The sequence below is a fragment of the Streptomyces avidinii genome (assembly GCF_014650695.1).
GTDB classification, from domain to species: Bacteria; Actinomycetota; Actinomycetes; order Streptomycetales; family Streptomycetaceae; genus Streptomyces; species Streptomyces avidinii.
Genome location: NZ_BMVL01000011.1, coordinates 48,153 through 64,083, shown reverse-complemented (window position 1 = coordinate 64,083; position 15,931 = coordinate 48,153). Strand labels below are relative to the sequence as shown.

General features: G+C 72.3%; 14 protein-coding genes and 3 tRNA genes. 9 read left to right on the top strand and 8 right to left on the bottom strand.

From position 1 onward, the window contains the following. The first annotated feature begins 27 nt into the window (after positions 1-27). The 4 genes from purD (at position 28) to IE257_RS26405 (ending at position 6,189) form a co-directional block, all read left to right on the top strand. Complete coding sequence (purD, locus tag IE257_RS26420; RefSeq protein ID WP_189972419.1) at positions 28-1,281, top strand: phosphoribosylamine--glycine ligase; 1,254 nt, start codon at positions 28-30, stop codon at positions 1,279-1,281. A gap of 308 nt (positions 1,282-1,589) precedes the next feature. Next, positions 1,590-3,368, top strand: a complete 1,779-nt coding sequence (locus IE257_RS26415) for a M48 family metalloprotease (protein WP_189972556.1) — start codon at positions 1,590-1,592, stop codon at positions 3,366-3,368. Positions 3,369-3,629: 261 nt separating this feature from the next. Continuing rightward, positions 3,630-5,117, top strand: a complete 1,488-nt coding sequence (locus tag IE257_RS26410) for a N,N-dimethylformamidase beta subunit family domain-containing protein (protein WP_189972418.1) — start codon at positions 3,630-3,632, stop codon at positions 5,115-5,117. Between the two features lie 166 nt (positions 5,118-5,283). After that, positions 5,284-6,189 carry a phosphoribosylaminoimidazolesuccinocarboxamide synthase gene (locus IE257_RS26405; protein WP_189972417.1) on the top strand — a complete coding sequence of 302 codons (906 nt, stop codon included), beginning with the start codon at positions 5,284-5,286 and terminating at the stop codon, positions 6,187-6,189. Positions 6,190-6,239: 50 nt separating this feature from the next. On the opposite strand, the gene IE257_RS26400 is transcribed toward IE257_RS26405, so the two are convergent. The 8 genes from IE257_RS26400 to IE257_RS26365 form a co-directional block, all read right to left on the bottom strand. After that, a tRNA-Gly gene (locus IE257_RS26400) sits at positions 6,240-6,312 on the bottom strand. A 24-nt stretch (positions 6,313-6,336) separates the two neighbouring features. After that, complete coding sequence (locus tag IE257_RS26395) at positions 6,337-6,948, bottom strand: response regulator transcription factor (protein ID WP_030390140.1); 612 nt, start codon at positions 6,946-6,948, stop codon at positions 6,337-6,339. Then, on the bottom strand, positions 6,945-8,189 hold the full coding sequence (locus tag IE257_RS26390; protein ID WP_189972416.1) for a sensor histidine kinase: 1,245 nt from the start codon (positions 8,187-8,189) through the stop codon (positions 6,945-6,947). The genes IE257_RS26395 and IE257_RS26390 overlap by 4 nt, the downstream gene beginning before the upstream one ends. Before the next feature lie 22 nt (positions 8,190-8,211). Continuing rightward, complete coding sequence (locus IE257_RS26385) at positions 8,212-8,973, bottom strand: ABC transporter permease (RefSeq protein WP_189972415.1); 762 nt, start codon at positions 8,971-8,973, stop codon at positions 8,212-8,214. Further along, positions 8,970-9,920 (bottom strand): ABC transporter ATP-binding protein, encoded by a 951-nt coding sequence (locus tag IE257_RS26380; protein WP_189972414.1) that lies wholly within the window; start codon positions 9,918-9,920, stop codon positions 8,970-8,972. Before IE257_RS26380 ends, IE257_RS26385 begins: the two co-directional genes overlap by 4 nt. 142 nt (positions 9,921-10,062) lie before the next feature. Continuing rightward, positions 10,063-10,135, bottom strand: a tRNA-Gly gene (locus IE257_RS26375). 74 nt (positions 10,136-10,209) lie between these two features. Continuing rightward, positions 10,210-10,281: transfer RNA gene (locus IE257_RS26370), tRNA-Gly, on the bottom strand. 88 nt (positions 10,282-10,369) lie between these two features. Further along, a complete protein-coding gene (locus IE257_RS26365; RefSeq protein ID WP_189972413.1) occupies positions 10,370-10,687 on the bottom strand; it encodes a histone-like nucleoid-structuring protein Lsr2 in 318 nt (105 codons plus the stop codon). Positions 10,688-11,014: 327 nt separating this feature from the next. On the opposite strand from IE257_RS26365, the gene purS reads away from it, so the two are divergent. The 5 genes from purS (at position 11,015) to IE257_RS26340 (ending at position 15,913) form a co-directional block, all read left to right on the top strand. Next, entirely contained in the window at positions 11,015-11,260 is a 246-nt protein-coding gene (purS, locus tag IE257_RS26360) for a phosphoribosylformylglycinamidine synthase subunit PurS (protein ID WP_030009438.1), read from the top strand. A 2-nt stretch (positions 11,261-11,262) separates the two neighbouring features. Next, positions 11,263-11,943 (top strand): phosphoribosylformylglycinamidine synthase subunit PurQ, encoded by a 681-nt coding sequence (gene purQ, locus IE257_RS26355; protein ID WP_189972412.1) that lies wholly within the window; start codon positions 11,263-11,265, stop codon positions 11,941-11,943. Continuing rightward, the gene (gene purL, locus IE257_RS26350) at positions 11,940-14,189 is read left to right on the top strand and encodes a phosphoribosylformylglycinamidine synthase subunit PurL (RefSeq protein ID WP_189972411.1); all 2,250 of its coding nucleotides are present in this window, start codon (positions 11,940-11,942) and stop codon (positions 14,187-14,189) included. The genes purQ and purL overlap by 4 nt, the downstream gene beginning before the upstream one ends. A 74-nt stretch (positions 14,190-14,263) precedes the next feature. Beyond that, complete coding sequence (locus IE257_RS26345; protein ID WP_189972410.1) at positions 14,264-15,055, top strand: maleylpyruvate isomerase family mycothiol-dependent enzyme; 792 nt, start codon at positions 14,264-14,266, stop codon at positions 15,053-15,055. A 51-nt stretch (positions 15,056-15,106) separates the two neighbouring features. Continuing rightward, positions 15,107-15,913 carry an META domain-containing protein gene (locus tag IE257_RS26340; protein ID WP_189972409.1) on the top strand — a complete coding sequence of 269 codons (807 nt, stop codon included), beginning with the start codon at positions 15,107-15,109 and terminating at the stop codon, positions 15,911-15,913. Positions 15,914-15,931: the final 18 nt, after the last annotated feature.

Here is a 15,931-nt window from a genome sequence, read left to right as displayed (position 1 = left end):
CGCCCCGTCCCGGCTAGGCTGAGCAGCGTGAAGGTCCTCGTCATCGGCGGCGGCGCCCGCGAACATGCCCTGTGCCGCTCTCTGTCCCTCGACCCCGCCGTGTCCGCCCTGTACTGCGCTCCCGGCAACGCCGGTATCGCCGACGTGGCCACGCTGCGCCCGGTCGACGCCCTCGACGGTGCAGCCGTCGCCACTCTCGCCACCGAACTCGTCGCCGACCTGGTCGTCGTCGGCCCTGAGGCCCCGCTCGTCGCCGGCGTCGCCGACGCCGTGCGCGCCGCCGGCATCCCCGTCTTCGGGCCGTCCGCCGAGGCGGCACAGCTCGAAGGCTCCAAGGCCTTCGCGAAGGACGTGATGGCCGCGGCCGGGGTCCCGACCGCGCGCAGCTACGTCTGCACCACCCCCGAAGAGGTGGACGAGGCCCTCGACGCCTTCGGCGCCCCGTACGTCGTCAAGGACGACGGCCTCGCGGCCGGCAAGGGCGTCGTGGTCACCGACGACCTGGCCGTCGCCCGCGCGCACGCGCTCGCCTGCGACCGCGTGGTCATCGAGGAGTACCTCGACGGTCCCGAGGTCTCGCTCTTCGCCATCACCGACGGCGTCACCGTGGTCCCGCTCCAGCCGGCGCAGGACTTCAAGCGCGCCCTGGACGGCGACGAGGGCCCCAACACCGGCGGCATGGGCGCGTACTCCCCGCTGCCCTGGGCCGACCCGAAGCTGGTCGACGAGGTCATGGAGCTGGTCCTCCAGCCGACCGTCGACGAGCTCCGCCGCCGCGGCACCCCCTTCTCCGGGCTGCTCTACGCAGGCCTCGCGATCACCGGTCGCGGTACCCGGGTCATCGAGTTCAACGCCCGCTTCGGCGACCCCGAGACCCAGGTGGTCCTGGCCAGGCTGCGCACCCCGCTCGCGGACGTCCTGCTGAACGCCGCCAACGGCACCCTGGACACCCTGCCCCCGCTCGTCTGGCGCGAGGACGCAGCGGTCACGGTGGTCATCGCCTCCCACAACTACCCCGAGACCCCGCGTACCGGGGACCCGATCGAGGGCCTGCTCGACGTGGCCGCCGAGGACGAGCCCGATGCCTACGTGCTGCACGCCGGGACCCGGCGCGAGGGCAACACGGTGGTCAGCGCGGGCGGCCGCGTGCTGTCGGTGACGGCGACCGGTTCTGATCTGGCGCAGGCCCGCGCCAAGGCGTATAAGGCGGTGGCGCGTATCCGTCTCGACGGCTCGCAGCACCGTACGGATATCGCGGCCAAGGCGGCCGAGGGCCGCTGACCAGCGGATCCGCAGACCCGCGGGCCCGGTGCGCACTTTGTGCGCCCGGGCCCGCGGGCGCGTTCGCGTGCGACTGCATCCGGCCGCGTTCGAACGCACCCAGCTTTACCCAAAGCCATTCCATCGGGTGATCGTCACCCTGTCTGCCTGACGCCCGCGCGTGCCCCAACTAGGGTGCGGCGCAAGCATTCCGGCACTTGGCCCACCGGCATTGCGATGTCAGTGGCGGGTGTCACAGTGGGGGAGTGAGCAACGTCGCCGCAGGGCAGAGGGGGTGAGGTCCGGCCGTGTCCGGAACCGGTTCGATCATGGAAGCGGGCGTGCCGTCCGCGCGTTCCCGCGCTCTGGCCGTGCTGCGCGTGCGCAGCAGGGCCTTGGCCGTCGGGCTGCTGCCCGCCGCCCTCGCGGTGGTGCTGGTCGCCGCCCGGACGACGGGCCGACTGGCAGGTGATCCCTGGCCCACGGTGACCCTCGTCGTGTGCGCGGTCGCCGCCCTGGTGCTCCTCGTCGGCGGTGCCTTCGCCGCCGTGGTGCTGCGGGCGAGCCCCGCCGTGACGCCGACGGTGCCGCTCTCGGAGGCCGCCGCGCCCGATCTCTACCGGCTGGTGCGGGACCTGGCCGACCGGATGGACGTGCCGCCCCCCTCCGCCATAGCCCTGACGCCCGACTGCGACAGCTGGCTGGAGGACCGCACGCACGCGGCCCACCGCCGCGACGCCGTCCGCATGTCCGCAGCGGGGGCCGGATCCACCGCAGAGCCCGGGCCGGAGTCCGCGCCGGGCGCCGCCCCCGTGCTGGTGATCGGCTCGCCCTTCCTCTGGTGGATGCGGGTCGCGGAGCTACGGGCGGTCCTTGCGCCCGTCGTCGCCGGTACGGGACCTTCCGCCCACCCGGACATAGCCGACGCGCGCGGCTTCGTACGGGGCCTGGACGCCGCCGTGGACGTGGGCACCCGGCGCGGCCTCGGCTGGATCGCCCCGCCGGCCCGGCTGCTGCTGCGGCTGTGCCGGACGGACGCCGCCGAGATGGAGCGCGGAGTGGCCGCGGCCGCCTCGGAGCGTGCACAGGGTGTGGACTACGGGCTGCGCATCGTCGCCCAGGAGCAGGTCGGCCTCGCCTACGCCGGGTGGGACCGGCTGCTGACCCGGGTCGCGCTGCCCGCCTGGAGGATGGGCCGCTGGCCGGCGCACCTCGACGCCGGGGTGGTCTCCGCACTGACCGAGCTCTCCCGGCGGGACCGGCTGGCCGAGGGCTTCACCTCGCGGCTCGGCGAGCGGCCCGCCTGCGACCTGCTGGAGCAGCCCGGGCTGATCGACGAGGCAACCTCGCTGCTGGCCGCGCGGCTCTTCCACGGCGGTCCGGCCGAGGCCGGCCCCGACTGGTCCCCGGTGGACTGGGCGGCGTATCCGGAGGAGGTCGTGGACCGCAAGTGGCGGACGGAGGCGGCTCGCCTGCACGCGGCGCTGGACGCCCTGGCCGTTCCGGCGGGACTGCCGCCGGGCCCGTCGGGCGCCACGGCTTCCACGGCTCCCGCCGCCCCCGCGGCCCCGGCCGCGACGAGCGGCGCCGGCGGCCCCGTGGCCCGGTCCGGCTCCTCGGGCCACACCACGCTCGCGGCCGCCGACTCCCCGCCGCCCACGGCGGACGGCTTCGCCGGGCCCACCCTGGAGCGGGTGCTGGGCTACCTCACGGACCTCGGCGGCGAGGGCGCGGCCGGCGAGGCGCTGGCCGGCCGGATCAGCGGTGAACTGGCCCGCGAGGAGCGGGACGCCGGACCGGCCGCCGGAGCCGGGAAGGCGCGCGGTGCGGACGCCGTCCCGCTGTTCCCGCTCCAGCCGCCGCGCAGTGGCCGGGACCTGCTGGCCGACCACGTGACGGCGATGGTGTGCTGTGCGGCCGTGGACTCGGCCGGCGCCACCCCCGGCCTGGACTGGCTCGACGGGCCGGTCCTGCTGGTCGGCGGCGACCGCCGCTCCGATCTGGCGCCGCGCGTGCTGTGCCTGGTCGAGGAGGGGAACCCGGAGCCCCTGCGGGACTGGCTATCGGCCCTCGGGGTCCGCCCGGAGAAGCCGGTCCGCCTGGTCTGAAGCGGGTCGCGCCGCCCATCGGCAGCCCGTCCCAGGAGTCCCCGGGAGGGTTACGGCTCGCACAAACGGACGGATGCCAATGTTCCGTTCCCGTCAATTCGCGACGAACAGTGACGGGCTGCGTGCGTTATGTGATGTGCTGGGACCGGTCGCAGTTGGGTGTCCTGAAGCAGGTGGCGAAAAACGCTTCCTCCGCTCAGCCGTTGACGCCTACCGAAGGCGATGTACGCCCGTACGGGGGAGCGAGGGAGGGGAGCGGTCATGGGTGCGGACCAGATCCGGCGTTGGGAGTCAGGTGCGCTCGCGCACGCCGTCAACGACCCCTTCGGACAGGGCCCCCTGCCCTGGTTCCGGGGCAGCGAGCTCTACTTCGACGACACCGGCCACGTCGTGCCCTGGTACGTGGACCCGGCGGCCGCGGCCGCCGGTACCGGCCAGATCCCCCGCGCCCGCGGCAACGGCGGCCCGCGCACCGCCGACGACGTGCACCGCCAGATCAAGGGATTCGCCTCCACCGGCGCAGTGGCCCCCGGCGAGGCCATCGACTTCCACATCACCGTGGACCCGCCCCAGCAGTTCTCCGTCGACGTCTACCGGATCGGCCACTACGGCGGCGACGGGGCCTCCAAGATCACCACCAGCCCCCGTCTCTCCGGCATCGTCCAGCCGGCCCCGCTCGCCGCCGACCGCACCGTTTCCTGCCACCACTGGTGGCTGTCCTGGCGCCTGCAGGTCCCCTCGTACTGGAGCGTCGGCGCGTACGTCGCCGTGCTCACCACCGTCGACGGCTACCGCTCCCACATCCCCTTCACGGTCCGCGACGATCACCCCGCCGACCTCCTGCTCCTCCTTCCGGACATCACCTGGCAGGCCTACAACCTCTATCCGGAGGACGGCCGCAGCGGCGCCAGCCTGTACCACGCCTGGGACGAGCAGGGCCGACTGCTCGGCGAACAGGACGCGGCCGTCACCGTCTCCTTCGACCGCCCCTACGCGGGCGCCGGCCTGCCCCTGCACGTCGGCCACGCCTACGACTTCATCCGCTGGGCCGAGCGCTACGGCTACGACATCGCCTACGCCGACACCCGCGACCTGCACGCCGGCCGCGTCGACCCGACCCGCTACCGGGGCCTGGTCTTCCCCGGCCACGACGAGTACTGGTCGGCCCCCATGCGCCGCACCGTGGAGCGCGCCCGCCGGCACGGCACCTCGCTCGTCTTCCTCTCCGCCAACACCATGTACTGGCAGGTCGAGCTCGGCCCGTCCGCCTCCGGGGTCGACGACCGCCTCCTCACCTGCCGAAAACGGCGCGGACCGGGCCGCCCCAGCCTGTGGCGCGAGGTCGACCGCCCGGAGCAGCAGCTGCTCGGCATCCAGTACGCGGGACGGGTCCCCGAACCCGCCCCCCTGATCGTGCGCAACGCCACGCACTGGCTCTGGGACGCCACCGGCGCCGGCGAGAACGACGAACTGCCCGGGCTGGTCGCTGGGGAGGCCGACCGCTACTTCCCGCGCACCCAGCTGCCCGAGCACCAGGACCGGATCCTGCTGGCGCACTCCCCGTACCTCGACAGCGAGGGCCACCGCCGCCACCAGGAGACCTCCCTCTACCGGGCGCCCAGCGGCGCACTGGTCTTCGCCTCCGGCACCTTCGCCTGGTCCCCGGCCCTCGACCGCCCGGGCCACGTCGACGAGCGGGTGCAGCGGGCCACGGCCAACCTCCTCGACCGGATCTGCAAGCACGACTGACCCCGCGACCGCTCCCGCCCGAAGCCGCGACAGCCTCCCGCCCGATCTCCCGCTCGATCTACCGCCCGCCCCTCGGCCGACCCGCAGCGCGGACCCCTGTCCGCGGCAGAGGACCCAGGTGCGCGAGAATCGGAGTGCGCTTCATACAGAACCACAGGGAGACCCCGTGTCCGGATTCGTCGAAAAGCCCGAGCCGGTTCAGGTTCCGGGCCTCGTCCACCTCCACACCGGCAAGGTGCGCGACCTCTACCGTGACGAGGACGACCGCCTCGTCATGGTCGCCAGCGACCGCATGTCCGCCTTCGACTGGGTGCTGCCCACCGAGATCCCGGACAAGGGCCGCGTCCTGACCCAGCTCTCCCTGTGGTGGTTCGACCAGCTCGCGGACCTCGTCCCGAACCACGTCATCTCCACCGACCTGCCCGCCGGCGCCCCCGCCGACTGGGCCGGCCGCACGCTCATCTGCCGCAACCTCGACATGGTCCCGGTCGAGTGCGTGGCCCGCGGCTACCTCGCCGGCTCCGGCCTCGCCGAGTACAACGAGACGCGTACGGTCTGCGGCCTCGGCCTGCCCGAGGGGCTCGTGGACGGTTCCGAACTGCCCGCCCCGATCTTCACCCCGGCCGCCAAGGCCGCCGTCGGCGAGCACGACGAGAACGTCTCCTACGAGGAGGTCGCGCGCACCACCGGCGCCGAGACGGCAGCGCTGCTGCGCCAGACCACCCTGGCCGTCTACGGCCGCGCCCGGGACATCGCGCGCGAGCGCGGGATCATCCTGGCCGACACCAAGTTCGAGTTCGGTTTCGACCCGAAGGACGGCAGCCTCGTCGCTGCCGACGAGGTGCTGACCCCGGACTCCTCCCGCTTCTGGCCGGCCGACCAGTGGGAGCCGGGCCGCTCGCAGCCCTCCTTCGACAAGCAGTACGTCCGCGACTGGCTGTCCTCCCCGGCCTCCGGCTGGGACCGCAAGGGCGAGCTCCCGCCGCCGGCCCTCCCGGCCGAGGTCGTCGCCCGGACCAGCGCCAAGTACATCGAGGCCTTCGAGCGCCTCACCGGCCAGTCCTGGTCGTAGGTACGAGAGAAGCCCCCCGGTCCGAGGACCGGGGGGCTTCTTCGTTACAGAGCGGACAACGCGACTCGAACGCGCGACATCCACCTTGGCAAGGTGGTGCTCTACCAACTGAGCTATGTCCGCAGGTGCGCCGTAACGCGAGAACTACTATACCCAACCTCGCTCGCGCGCGAGACGCACTGCCGTGTGCCGATTCTCCGCACCCAGCTTCGTCGCCGCCGACGACAGGTAGTTCCGCACCGTTCCCTGCGACAGCGAGGCCCGCTCGGCGATCTCCGCGATCGGTGCCCCGTCCGCCGCGAGTTCGAGTACCTCCGCCTCCCGCGCGGTCAGCGGAGAGTCCCCCGCGCTGATCGCGTCGGCCGCCAACTCCGGGTCCACATAACGGCCCCCCGCGTGCACCGTCCGGATGAGCTCGGCCAGCCGCTGCGCCGAGACGGTCTTCGGGGCGAAGGCCCGCACCCCCGCAGCGAGGGCCCTCTTCAGGTGTCCCGGACGGCCGTGACTGGTCACGATCATGGTGCGGCAGCCCGGCAGTTCGGCCCGCAGGGATGTGGCGACACTCACACCGTCCGCCCCCGGCATCTGCAGGTCCAGCACCGCCACGTCCGGCCGGTGCGCCCGCGCCATCGCCAGCGCCTCGGGCCCCGAGGCCGCCTCCGCGACGACGAGCAGATCGTCCTCCAGTGCGAGCAGAGCGGCCAACGCGCCCCGGATCAGGTGCTCGTCATCGGCGAGCAGTACGCGTACGGGGCTCACGCCCGCACCTCCAGTTCTTGCGGTCGTCGATTCGGGATCTCCGCACGCAGCCGGAACCGGCCGTCGCCGACCAGGCCCGCCTGCAAGGTCCCGTCCAGGGCCGCGAGTCGTTCCCGCAGCCCGGCAAGGCCCGAGCCGGGCGGCCCGGCGGGGGCCTCGGGGGCCCCGTCGTTCTCCACCAGCAGGGTCACGGACCCCGTCTCCTCGGCGGTGAGCCGGATCAGGCAGCGGTGCGCGTCCCCGTGCCGCAGGATGTTCGTCGTCGCCTCGCGCACCACCCAGCCGAGGGCCGACTGGACCTCGGCGGGCAGCTCCGGCCCCCGCCCGGCCCGGAAGTCGACGCGACAGTCCATCCCGGCCGCGCTCAGCACCCCGCGCGCGCCCTCCAGCTCCACCGCGAGGTCCGCCTGCCGGTAGCCGCGCACCACGTCCCGCACCTCGCGCTGGGACTCCTGTGCGATCCGCTGGACCTCGATCATCTGCTCCACCGCCTCCGGCCGTTCGCGCCGGGCCAGCTGTATCGCCAGCTCGCTCTTGAGCGCGATCACCGCCAGGTTGCGGCCCATCACGTCGTGCAGGTCACGGCCGAACCGCAGCCGCTCCTCCGCCACCGCGAGCCGCGCCTGGACCTCGCGCGAGTGGTCCAGCTCGTAGACCGTTCGCAGCAGCCATGCCGAGAACCCGCAGGTGAAGATGAAGAACAGGGAGCCCAGCAGCACCACGACGGCGTAGCCCAGGGCCTCGCCGGCCGGCAGGCCCAGGGCGAGCGCGGTCAGTCCCGTCCCGGCCGCCGCGGCCGGGCCGACCCAGCGCATCTTGCGCACCGAGCGCAGGGCCAGCACCAGGGCGCCGGCCGAGAACCAGGTGAACGCCGGGAGCAGCATCGCCGTCACGCCCCGCTCGGGGATCTTCCCGGCCGCCTCCAGGGCGAGGACGATGAACGTCGCCGCGCCCGAGGCGACGGCCGTGACCACCGCCAGCCGGACCGGACGCTCGCGCCGGCCCACCACCCAGTGCAGGGACTCGGAGGTCAGCACCCCGCACAGCGCCGCGTGGCCGCACACCAGCGTGAACAGCAGGAGGGGCACCGTGTGCGAGCTCTTCCCCGCGGCGGCGGCCACCGGAACCATCCCGAAGGAGACGATCTCCAGTGCCACGAACAGGTAGAACGACCACCGGGTGTAGAGCTCGACCTTCCCCGCACTGCTGCGGTTCTTCCACCACCCCGTCATTTTCGACACGGTCCCCGTCCCCCGACTCGCTCTACCGGCGCGGTTCCCAGCGGAACCACCGCTGAACAGCAAACACGGTGTTCACCGTCCAGGCCAGCGTGACCAGGGCGGCCCCCACCAGGTCCGCGTCCCCCGCGCCGCTCCACCCGGCCCGTACGAGGGTCATCACCCCGCTCATCGGCAGCAGTTCGCACAGCCGGGCCACCGGGTCCGGCAGCGAGTCCGCCGGGACGAACAGCCCCGAGCCGAGCACGGTCGCCAGGAACAGCGGCAGCGTGGTGAGGCCGGCGGTTTCCACGGTGCGGGTGAGGGAGCTGGTCAGCGCGGACAGTCCGGCCAGCAGGACGATGCCGGCGAGGACGGCCGCCACCAGCAGCAGCGGGTTGCGCGGCATGCGTACGTTCAGGGCGGCGGCTCCCGCCACGGCGAGGACGGCGATCTGCCCGAGCGCCAGGGCGGCGGCGGGCAGGGCGGTCCCGGCGAGGATCTCCAGGTCGTTCGCCTCGCCGGTCCGCAGCCGCTTGAGGACGAGCTCCTCGCGCCGGGCGACGTAGGCGGAGACCAGGTTCATGTGGACGACGAGGATCAGCACCATGCCGGTCCCGCCGGTCAGGGTGGCCTCGCCGACCGCCTCGGCGCCCTCGGCCCCGCTGAGCGAGGAGCGCAGGACGAACACCATCAGCAGGGGCATCAGCACGGCGAGGGCGACGGCGGCCCGGTTGCGCACCAGCAGGGTGAGCTCGGAGCGGCCGAGTGCGGCGAGCCGCCCGGGGTTCAGGGTGAGCGTGTTCATCGCGGGGTCCCCGCCTTCGTGTCCTCGGTGCGGGCGCCGCCCGCGGTGCGGTGGTTCTCCGCGATCTCCAGGAACGCCTCCTCCAGGGAGGCGGACCGGGCGTCGAGCCCGATCAGTTCCGCGCCGCACTCCCTGGCCCAGCCCAGCAGTTCGGTCAGGTCGGCCTGGAGGTTCCCGGTACGGATCTCCACGCGCTGCCCGTAGGCAGCCGCGCGCAGCGCCAGCGGGAGCCGGGCCGCCGGGATCCCGGCCGGCAGGGTGAAGCGGATCCGGGCGGGCCGGGTGGCGGTCACCTCGGCCGGGCTGCCGGACAGGACGAGTTCCCCTTCGTGGAGCATCGCGAGGCGGTCCGCGAGCTCCTCGGCCTCTTCCAGGTAGTGCGTGGTCAGCAGCACCGTCGTGCCCTGCGCGCGCAGGTCCCGTACCAGCGCCCAGGTGTCCCGGCGCCCTTCCGGGTCCATTCCGGTGGTCGGTTCGTCCAGGAACAGCACCTCGGGCCGGCCCAGCAGGGCCAGCGCCAGGTCCAGGCGCCGCCGTTCACCGCCCGACAGCTGCTTGACGCGTACGGAGGACCGCGCGGCCAGGCCGACCAGCTCCAGCACCTCCGCCGCCGGGCGGGCGCCGCTGGTGACGCCGCCCCACATCCGGACGGTCTCGGTCACCGACAGGTCGGAGGGGAAGCCGCCCTCCTGGAGCATGACGCCGGTGCGCGGGCGGACCTCGGCCCGCCGCTTGTACGGATCGAGCCCGAAGACGCGGACCTGCCCACCGGTCGGCGCGGCGAGTCCCTCCAGCAGTTCGACGGTGGAGGTCTTGCCCGCGCCGTTGGTGCCGAGCAGGGCGAAGATCTCGCCCCGGGCCACGGAGAAGGAGACGCCGCGTACGGCCTCGAATCCTCCTGCGTAGCCGCGGCGCAGGTCCTCGGCCTCGATCACGGTGTCAGTCATGGTTCAAGGCTCGCGGCGCCGCGGCCGCATGAGCAGTGCGCACTGTCACCGCCGACCATGACATTTGTCAGGGCAGCAGCACCGCCGGCACGGGAAAACGAAGAAGGCCCCGATCGCAATGATCGGGGCCTTCTGCATACAGAGCGGACGACGCGACTCGAACGCGCGACATCCACCTTGGCAAGGTGGTGCTCTACCAACTGAGCTACGTCCGCATGCACTGCATTGCCGCGAGGCGATGCGTGCATCACTCTACCCGATCCACAGCAGTGGTTCGGAAGTGATGCAGAGCGGGTGACAGGGATCGCACACTGCGCCTTCCCTCTGGAAGAGGGATGTTCTGCTACTGAACTACACCCGCACGACCTCGGAGGCTTTGACCTGCGGCCTGGCCCCTTGGCGTGATCCACACACTAGCCGACGGATGGGGGTGCATGGCAAATCGACGCTCAGTGGGCCGCGTTGTAGGCCTCGTAGATCTTCTTCGGGATGCGGCCCCGCGGCGGCACCTCGTACTGGTTCGACCGGGCCCAGGCGCGGACGACCGCCGGGTCGGGGGCGACGGAGGTGTGCTTGAAGGCCTTCCCCGAGCGGGACTGGCGACGGCCGGCGGCCACGAAGGGGGCCAGCCCCTTCCGCAGTTTCTTTGCGTTCGCCACATTGAGGTCGATCTCGTACGACTTACCGTCCAGAGCGAACGCGACCGTTTCCGCCGCTTCCCCGCCATCGATGTCGTCGGAGAGCGTGACTACTACGCGCTGCACCACGGATATCGGTCCCTTCGTGCGACGTCACCACCTGCTGACGTGCGGTGATGTCGCCTGTGTGGATGTTTCGGGGCAATGCAACTTTCATCCGGAATCCGGAGTGATTCCTTTGTACCTCGATTCCCATTGCATTGCGAAGCCCAGTTAATTCTCTCCGCGTGTCCCGCCGCAATGCCGGGCGCGTGGTTTTCCGGGGGATTTTGCGAAGCGTTGGTGAAGCCGAAACGGCCCGGTGATCGCGGCCCCGGGATATCTATGCGCGTAGAAATTTTGGCCGGGTACGCTGATGGAACCGCCTTCGCACCAACCACCACACGGGAGTGCCCGATGGCACGCGTCGTAGTCGACGTCATGCTCAAGCCGGAGATCCTCGACCCCCAGGGCCAGGCGGTGCAGCGTGCACTGCCGCGCCTGGGCTTCGAGGGGATCGCCGACGTCCGCCAGGGGAAGCGCTTCGAGCTCGAGGTGGAGGGACCGGTCGACCAGGCCGCCCTCGACCGCATCCACAAGATGGCCGAAACGTTCCTCGCCAACACCGTCATCGAAGACTTCACCGTGAAGGTCGAGGCCTGACGGTGACCACTCGCATCGGAGTCGTCACGTTCCCCGGAACGCTCGACGACCGTGACTCGCTGCGCGCCGTCCGCCTCGCGGGCGCCGAGCCGGTCTCGCTGTGGCACCGCGACAAGGACCTGCACCAGGTCGACGCGGTCGTCCTCGCGGGCGGCTTCTCCTACGGGGACTACCTGCGCGCCGGGGCCATCTCCCGCTTCTCGCCGGTGATGGAGACCATCATCGAGCAGGCCAGGGGCGGCATGCCCGTCCTGGGCATCTGCAACGGCTTCCAGGTCCTCACCGAGGCCCACCTGCTGCCGGGGGCGATGCTCCGGAACAACCACCTGCACTTCATCTGCCGCGACCAGAAGCTGCAGGTGGAGAACGCGGAGACCGCGTGGACCGGCGACTACACCGCCGGCCAGGAGATCTCCGTACCGCTCAAGAACATGGACGGCCGCTACACCGCCGACGAGCGCACGCTCGACGAACTGGAGGCCGAGGGCCGCGTGGCCTTCCGCTACCTGGACGGCAACCCGAACGGTTCGCTGCGCGACATCGCCGGCATCACCAACGCCGCGGGCAACATCGTCGGCCTCATGCCGCACCCCGAGCACGCGGTCGAGCCGCTGATCGGGACCGGCCGCACCGACGGCCTCCCGTTCTTCACGTCGGTCCTGAAGAAGCTGGTTTCCGCATGACCCTCGACACCGTCAAGAACGCCACCGAGACCCCGGACTCCTCCCAGCCGTGGAAGGAACTCGGCCTCAAGGAGGACGAGTACGCCCGGATCCGGGAGATCCTCGGCCGCCGCCCCACGGGCGCCGAGCTCGCCATGTACTCCGTCATGTGGTCCGAGCACTGCTCGTACAAGAGCAGCAAGGTCCACCTGAAGCAGTTCGGTGAGAAGGCCCCCCAGAACGACGCCATGCTCGTCGGCATCGGCGAGAACGCCGGCGTCGTCGACGTCGGCCAGGGCTACGCGGTCACCTTCAAGGTCGAGTCGCACAACCACCCGTCCTACATCGAGCCCTACCAGGGCGCGGCCACCGGCATCGGCGGCATCGTCCGCGACATCCTCGCGATGGGCGCCCGCCCGGTCGCGGTCGTGGACCCGCTGCGCTTCGGCGCCGCCGACCACCCCGACACCCGGCGCGTCCTGCCCGGCGTCGTCGCGGGCATCGGCGGCTACGGCAACTGCCTGGGCCTGCCCAACATCGGCGGCGAGGTCGTCTTCGACGCCTGCTACCAGGGCAACCCGCTCGTCAACGCCGGCTGCATCGGCGTCATGAAGCACGAGGACATCCACCTCGCCAAGGCCTCCGGCCCCGGCAACAAGGTCATCCTCTACGGCGCCCGCACCGGCGGCGACGGCATCGGCGGCGTCTCGGTCCTCGCCTCGGAGACCTTCGACGACACCAAGCCGACCAAGCGCCCCGCGGTGCAGGTGGGCGACCCCTTCCAGGAGAAGCTCCTCATCGAGTGCACCCTGGAGATCTTCAAGGAGAAGCTGGTCGCGGGCATCCAGGACCTCGGCGGCGCCGGGCTCTCCTGCGCGACCTCCGAGCTCGCCTCCGCCGGTTCCGGCGGCATGCGGGTCGAGCTGGACACCGTGCCGCTGCGCGACGCGACGCTCTCGCCCGAGGAAATCCTCATGAGCGAGTCGCAGGAGCGCATGTGCGCGATCGTCGAGCCGCAGCACGTCGACCGCTTCATGGAGATCTGCGAGAAGTGGGACGTCATCGCCACCGTCATCGGTGAGGTGACCGAGGGCGAGCGCCTGGAGATCTTCTGGCACGGCGAGCAGATCGTGGACGTGCCTCCGGGCACCGTCGCCCACGAGGGCCCCGTCTACAACCGCCCCTACGCGCGCCCCTCCTGGCAGGACGCGCTCCAGGCGGACGACGCCGGCAAGCTGCCGCGCCCGCAGACCTCCGAGGAGCTGCGCGCCCAGGTCCTCGCGCTGGTCTCCTCCCCGAACCAGGCCTCCAAGTCCTGGGTCACCGACCAGTACGACCGCTTCGTGCAGGGCAACACCGTGCTCTCGCAGCCCGAGGACGCCGGCATGGTCCGCATCGACGAGGAGTCCAACCTCGGCGTGGCCATGTCCACCGACGGCAACGGCCGCTTCGCCAAGCTCGACCCGTACACGGGCGCGCAGCTGGCGCTGGCGGAGTCGTACCGCAACGTGGCGGCGACCGGCGCCAAGCCGCTGGCCATCTCCGACTGCCTGAACTTCGGTTCCCCCGAGGACCCGGACGTCATGTGGCAGTTCGCCGAGGCCTGCCGCGGGCTGGCGGACGGCTGCCTGGAGCTGGGCACCCCGGTGACCGGCGGCAACGTCTCCCTCTACAACCAGACGGGCGACATCGCGATCCACCCGACCCCCGTCGTGGCGGTCCTCGGTGTGATCGACGACGTCAACCGCCGCACGCCGATGGCGTTCGCGGAGGCCGGCCAGCTGCTGTACCTGCTGGGCGACACAGCCGAGGAGTTCGGCGGTTCGGCCTGGTCCCAGGTCGTCCACGACCACCTGGGCGGCATGCCGCCGAAGGTGGACCTGGGCCGCGAGAAGCTGCTCGCCGAGATCCTGATCTCCGCCTCGCGCGACGGCATGATCGACGCCGCGCACGACCTGTCCGACGGCGGCGTGATCCAGGCGCTCACCGAGTCCTGCCTGCGCGGTGGCAACGGTGCCCGGATCGTGGTTCCCGAGGGCCTGGACGCCTTCACCTTCCTGTTCTCCGAGTCCGCGGGCCGCGCCATCGTGGCCGTCCCGCGCAGCGAGGAGCTCCGCTTCACCGACATGTGCGGTGCGCGGGGCCTGCCGGTCGCCCGCATCGGTGTGGTGGACGGCGAGGAGATCGAGATCCAGGGCGAGTTCACGCTCCCGCTGGCCGAGCTCCGCGAGGCCCACGAGACGACGATCCCGGCCCTGCTGGCCTGATCCCACCGTCCGCGCCACGAGCCCCCGACCGGTCCTCCGGCCGGGGGCTCGTGGCTGCCAGTAGGGTCGGGGCCATGCCGCCCCGAGGGAAGAAGCCGCGTACCTACGACCCCGCCCGGATCCGGGCGGCCGTCACCGCGCAGTTCGCGCATGTCGGCCGTGCCGTCGGGGAGTTGGGGCCCGAGCAGCTGGAGCGGCCCAGCGGGCTCGGTGACTGGAGCGTCGCCGAACTCGCCGCGCACATCGCCTGGATCGCCGACTCGCTGGCCGGTGGCCTGGCCCGGCCGCCCGCCGCGGTCGTCGAGTTGTCGGCCGTCGAATGGCCCTTCGCCACGGCCTCCCTCGCCGGGAAGATCTCCGAGGCGGCCCGGGAGGCCCTCACGGGTGCCCCGCTGCCCGAGCTGTACTCCCGCGCGGCGGCCAGGATGGCCGGGGCGCTCGCGGCGCATTCCGGCGACCGCGTGCTGGACCTGTGGATCGGGGACATGACCCTGGCCGACTTCCTGGTCACCCGGACCGTGGAACTGGTGGTCCACACCGACGACCTGAACCGGGCCGCCGGACTGGACATCCCGATCGAGCGGCAGGCCCTGGCCGCCTGCACGCGGCTCCTCGCCGACGCCCTCGCGCTGAAGGCGCCGGGCGGTTCGGTCGAGGTACGCGTACCGCCCTTCGCGGTGGTCCAGTGCATCGAGGGCCCGCGGCACACCCGCGGCACCCCGCCGAACGTGGTCGAGACCGACCCGCTGACCTGGATCCGGCTCGCGACGGGCCGTACGGGATGGGCCGCGGCCCTCGACGAGGCGCACGTACGGGCCAGCGGCGAGCGGGCCGACCTGTCGGCGCTGCTCCCGCTGATGAGCTGAGGGGGGGCGGCCGCGGTGGAACCGCTCCGGCGCCCGGTCCGTCCCAGGGGCATGCGTACCTTCCGGCACGTCCACACCTCCGCGGGCCTGGCCCTCGTACTCGCGCTCGCCGTCGCCGGCTGCGGCCGGGAAGAGGCCGGCGGGAGCGCCCCGCTCCCCGACCCCGTCGGCTCCTGGGCCGTCGAGTCCCTGACCACGGGCGGTCGCACGCTGCACGCGCCTGATTCCGCCCGGCTGGAGTTCGGGCAGAACCAGGCCAAGGGGAACTACGGCTGCAACGGATTCACCGCGGTGGTCGCCTTCGCCGGCCCCTCCTCGGTGAACGTCACGCCCGGTCTCTCGACCACCATGGCCTGCGCGGACATGGAGTTCGAGACGGCCTTCGCCAAGCTGTTCCAGGGGAAGCTGACGATCGACCGGGGCCCCGACCGGCTCACCCTGAAGACCGCCGACGGGAGCACCATCGCCATGACCTCGGCACCCCCCGCCGCAGACGCCCCGCTCACCACGACCCCCTGGACCGTGGAGTCCCTGGTCAGCGGAGCGACCTCGGCCTCCCTGCCCGCCGAGGCGGCCGGGAAGGCCCGGTTCACCATCGCCCCGGACCTCGCGGTGAGCGGCAACCTGGGCTGCAACCGGTTCAGCGCCAAGGTGACCGTGGAGGGCTCCACGGTCACCTTCGGGCCGATCACCTCGACCCGAATGGCCTGCGAGGGCCCGGTGGGCGACGTCGAGCGGGCGCTGACCGAGCTGTTCGGCAGCGGCCCGCTGACCGCGAAGACCGAGGGCCGGACCCTCACCCTGACCGCGGCCGACGGCAAGGGCCTGAGCGCGAAGGCGGCCTCGGCCGCGGAATGACCCGCCGCGTCCGAGGGA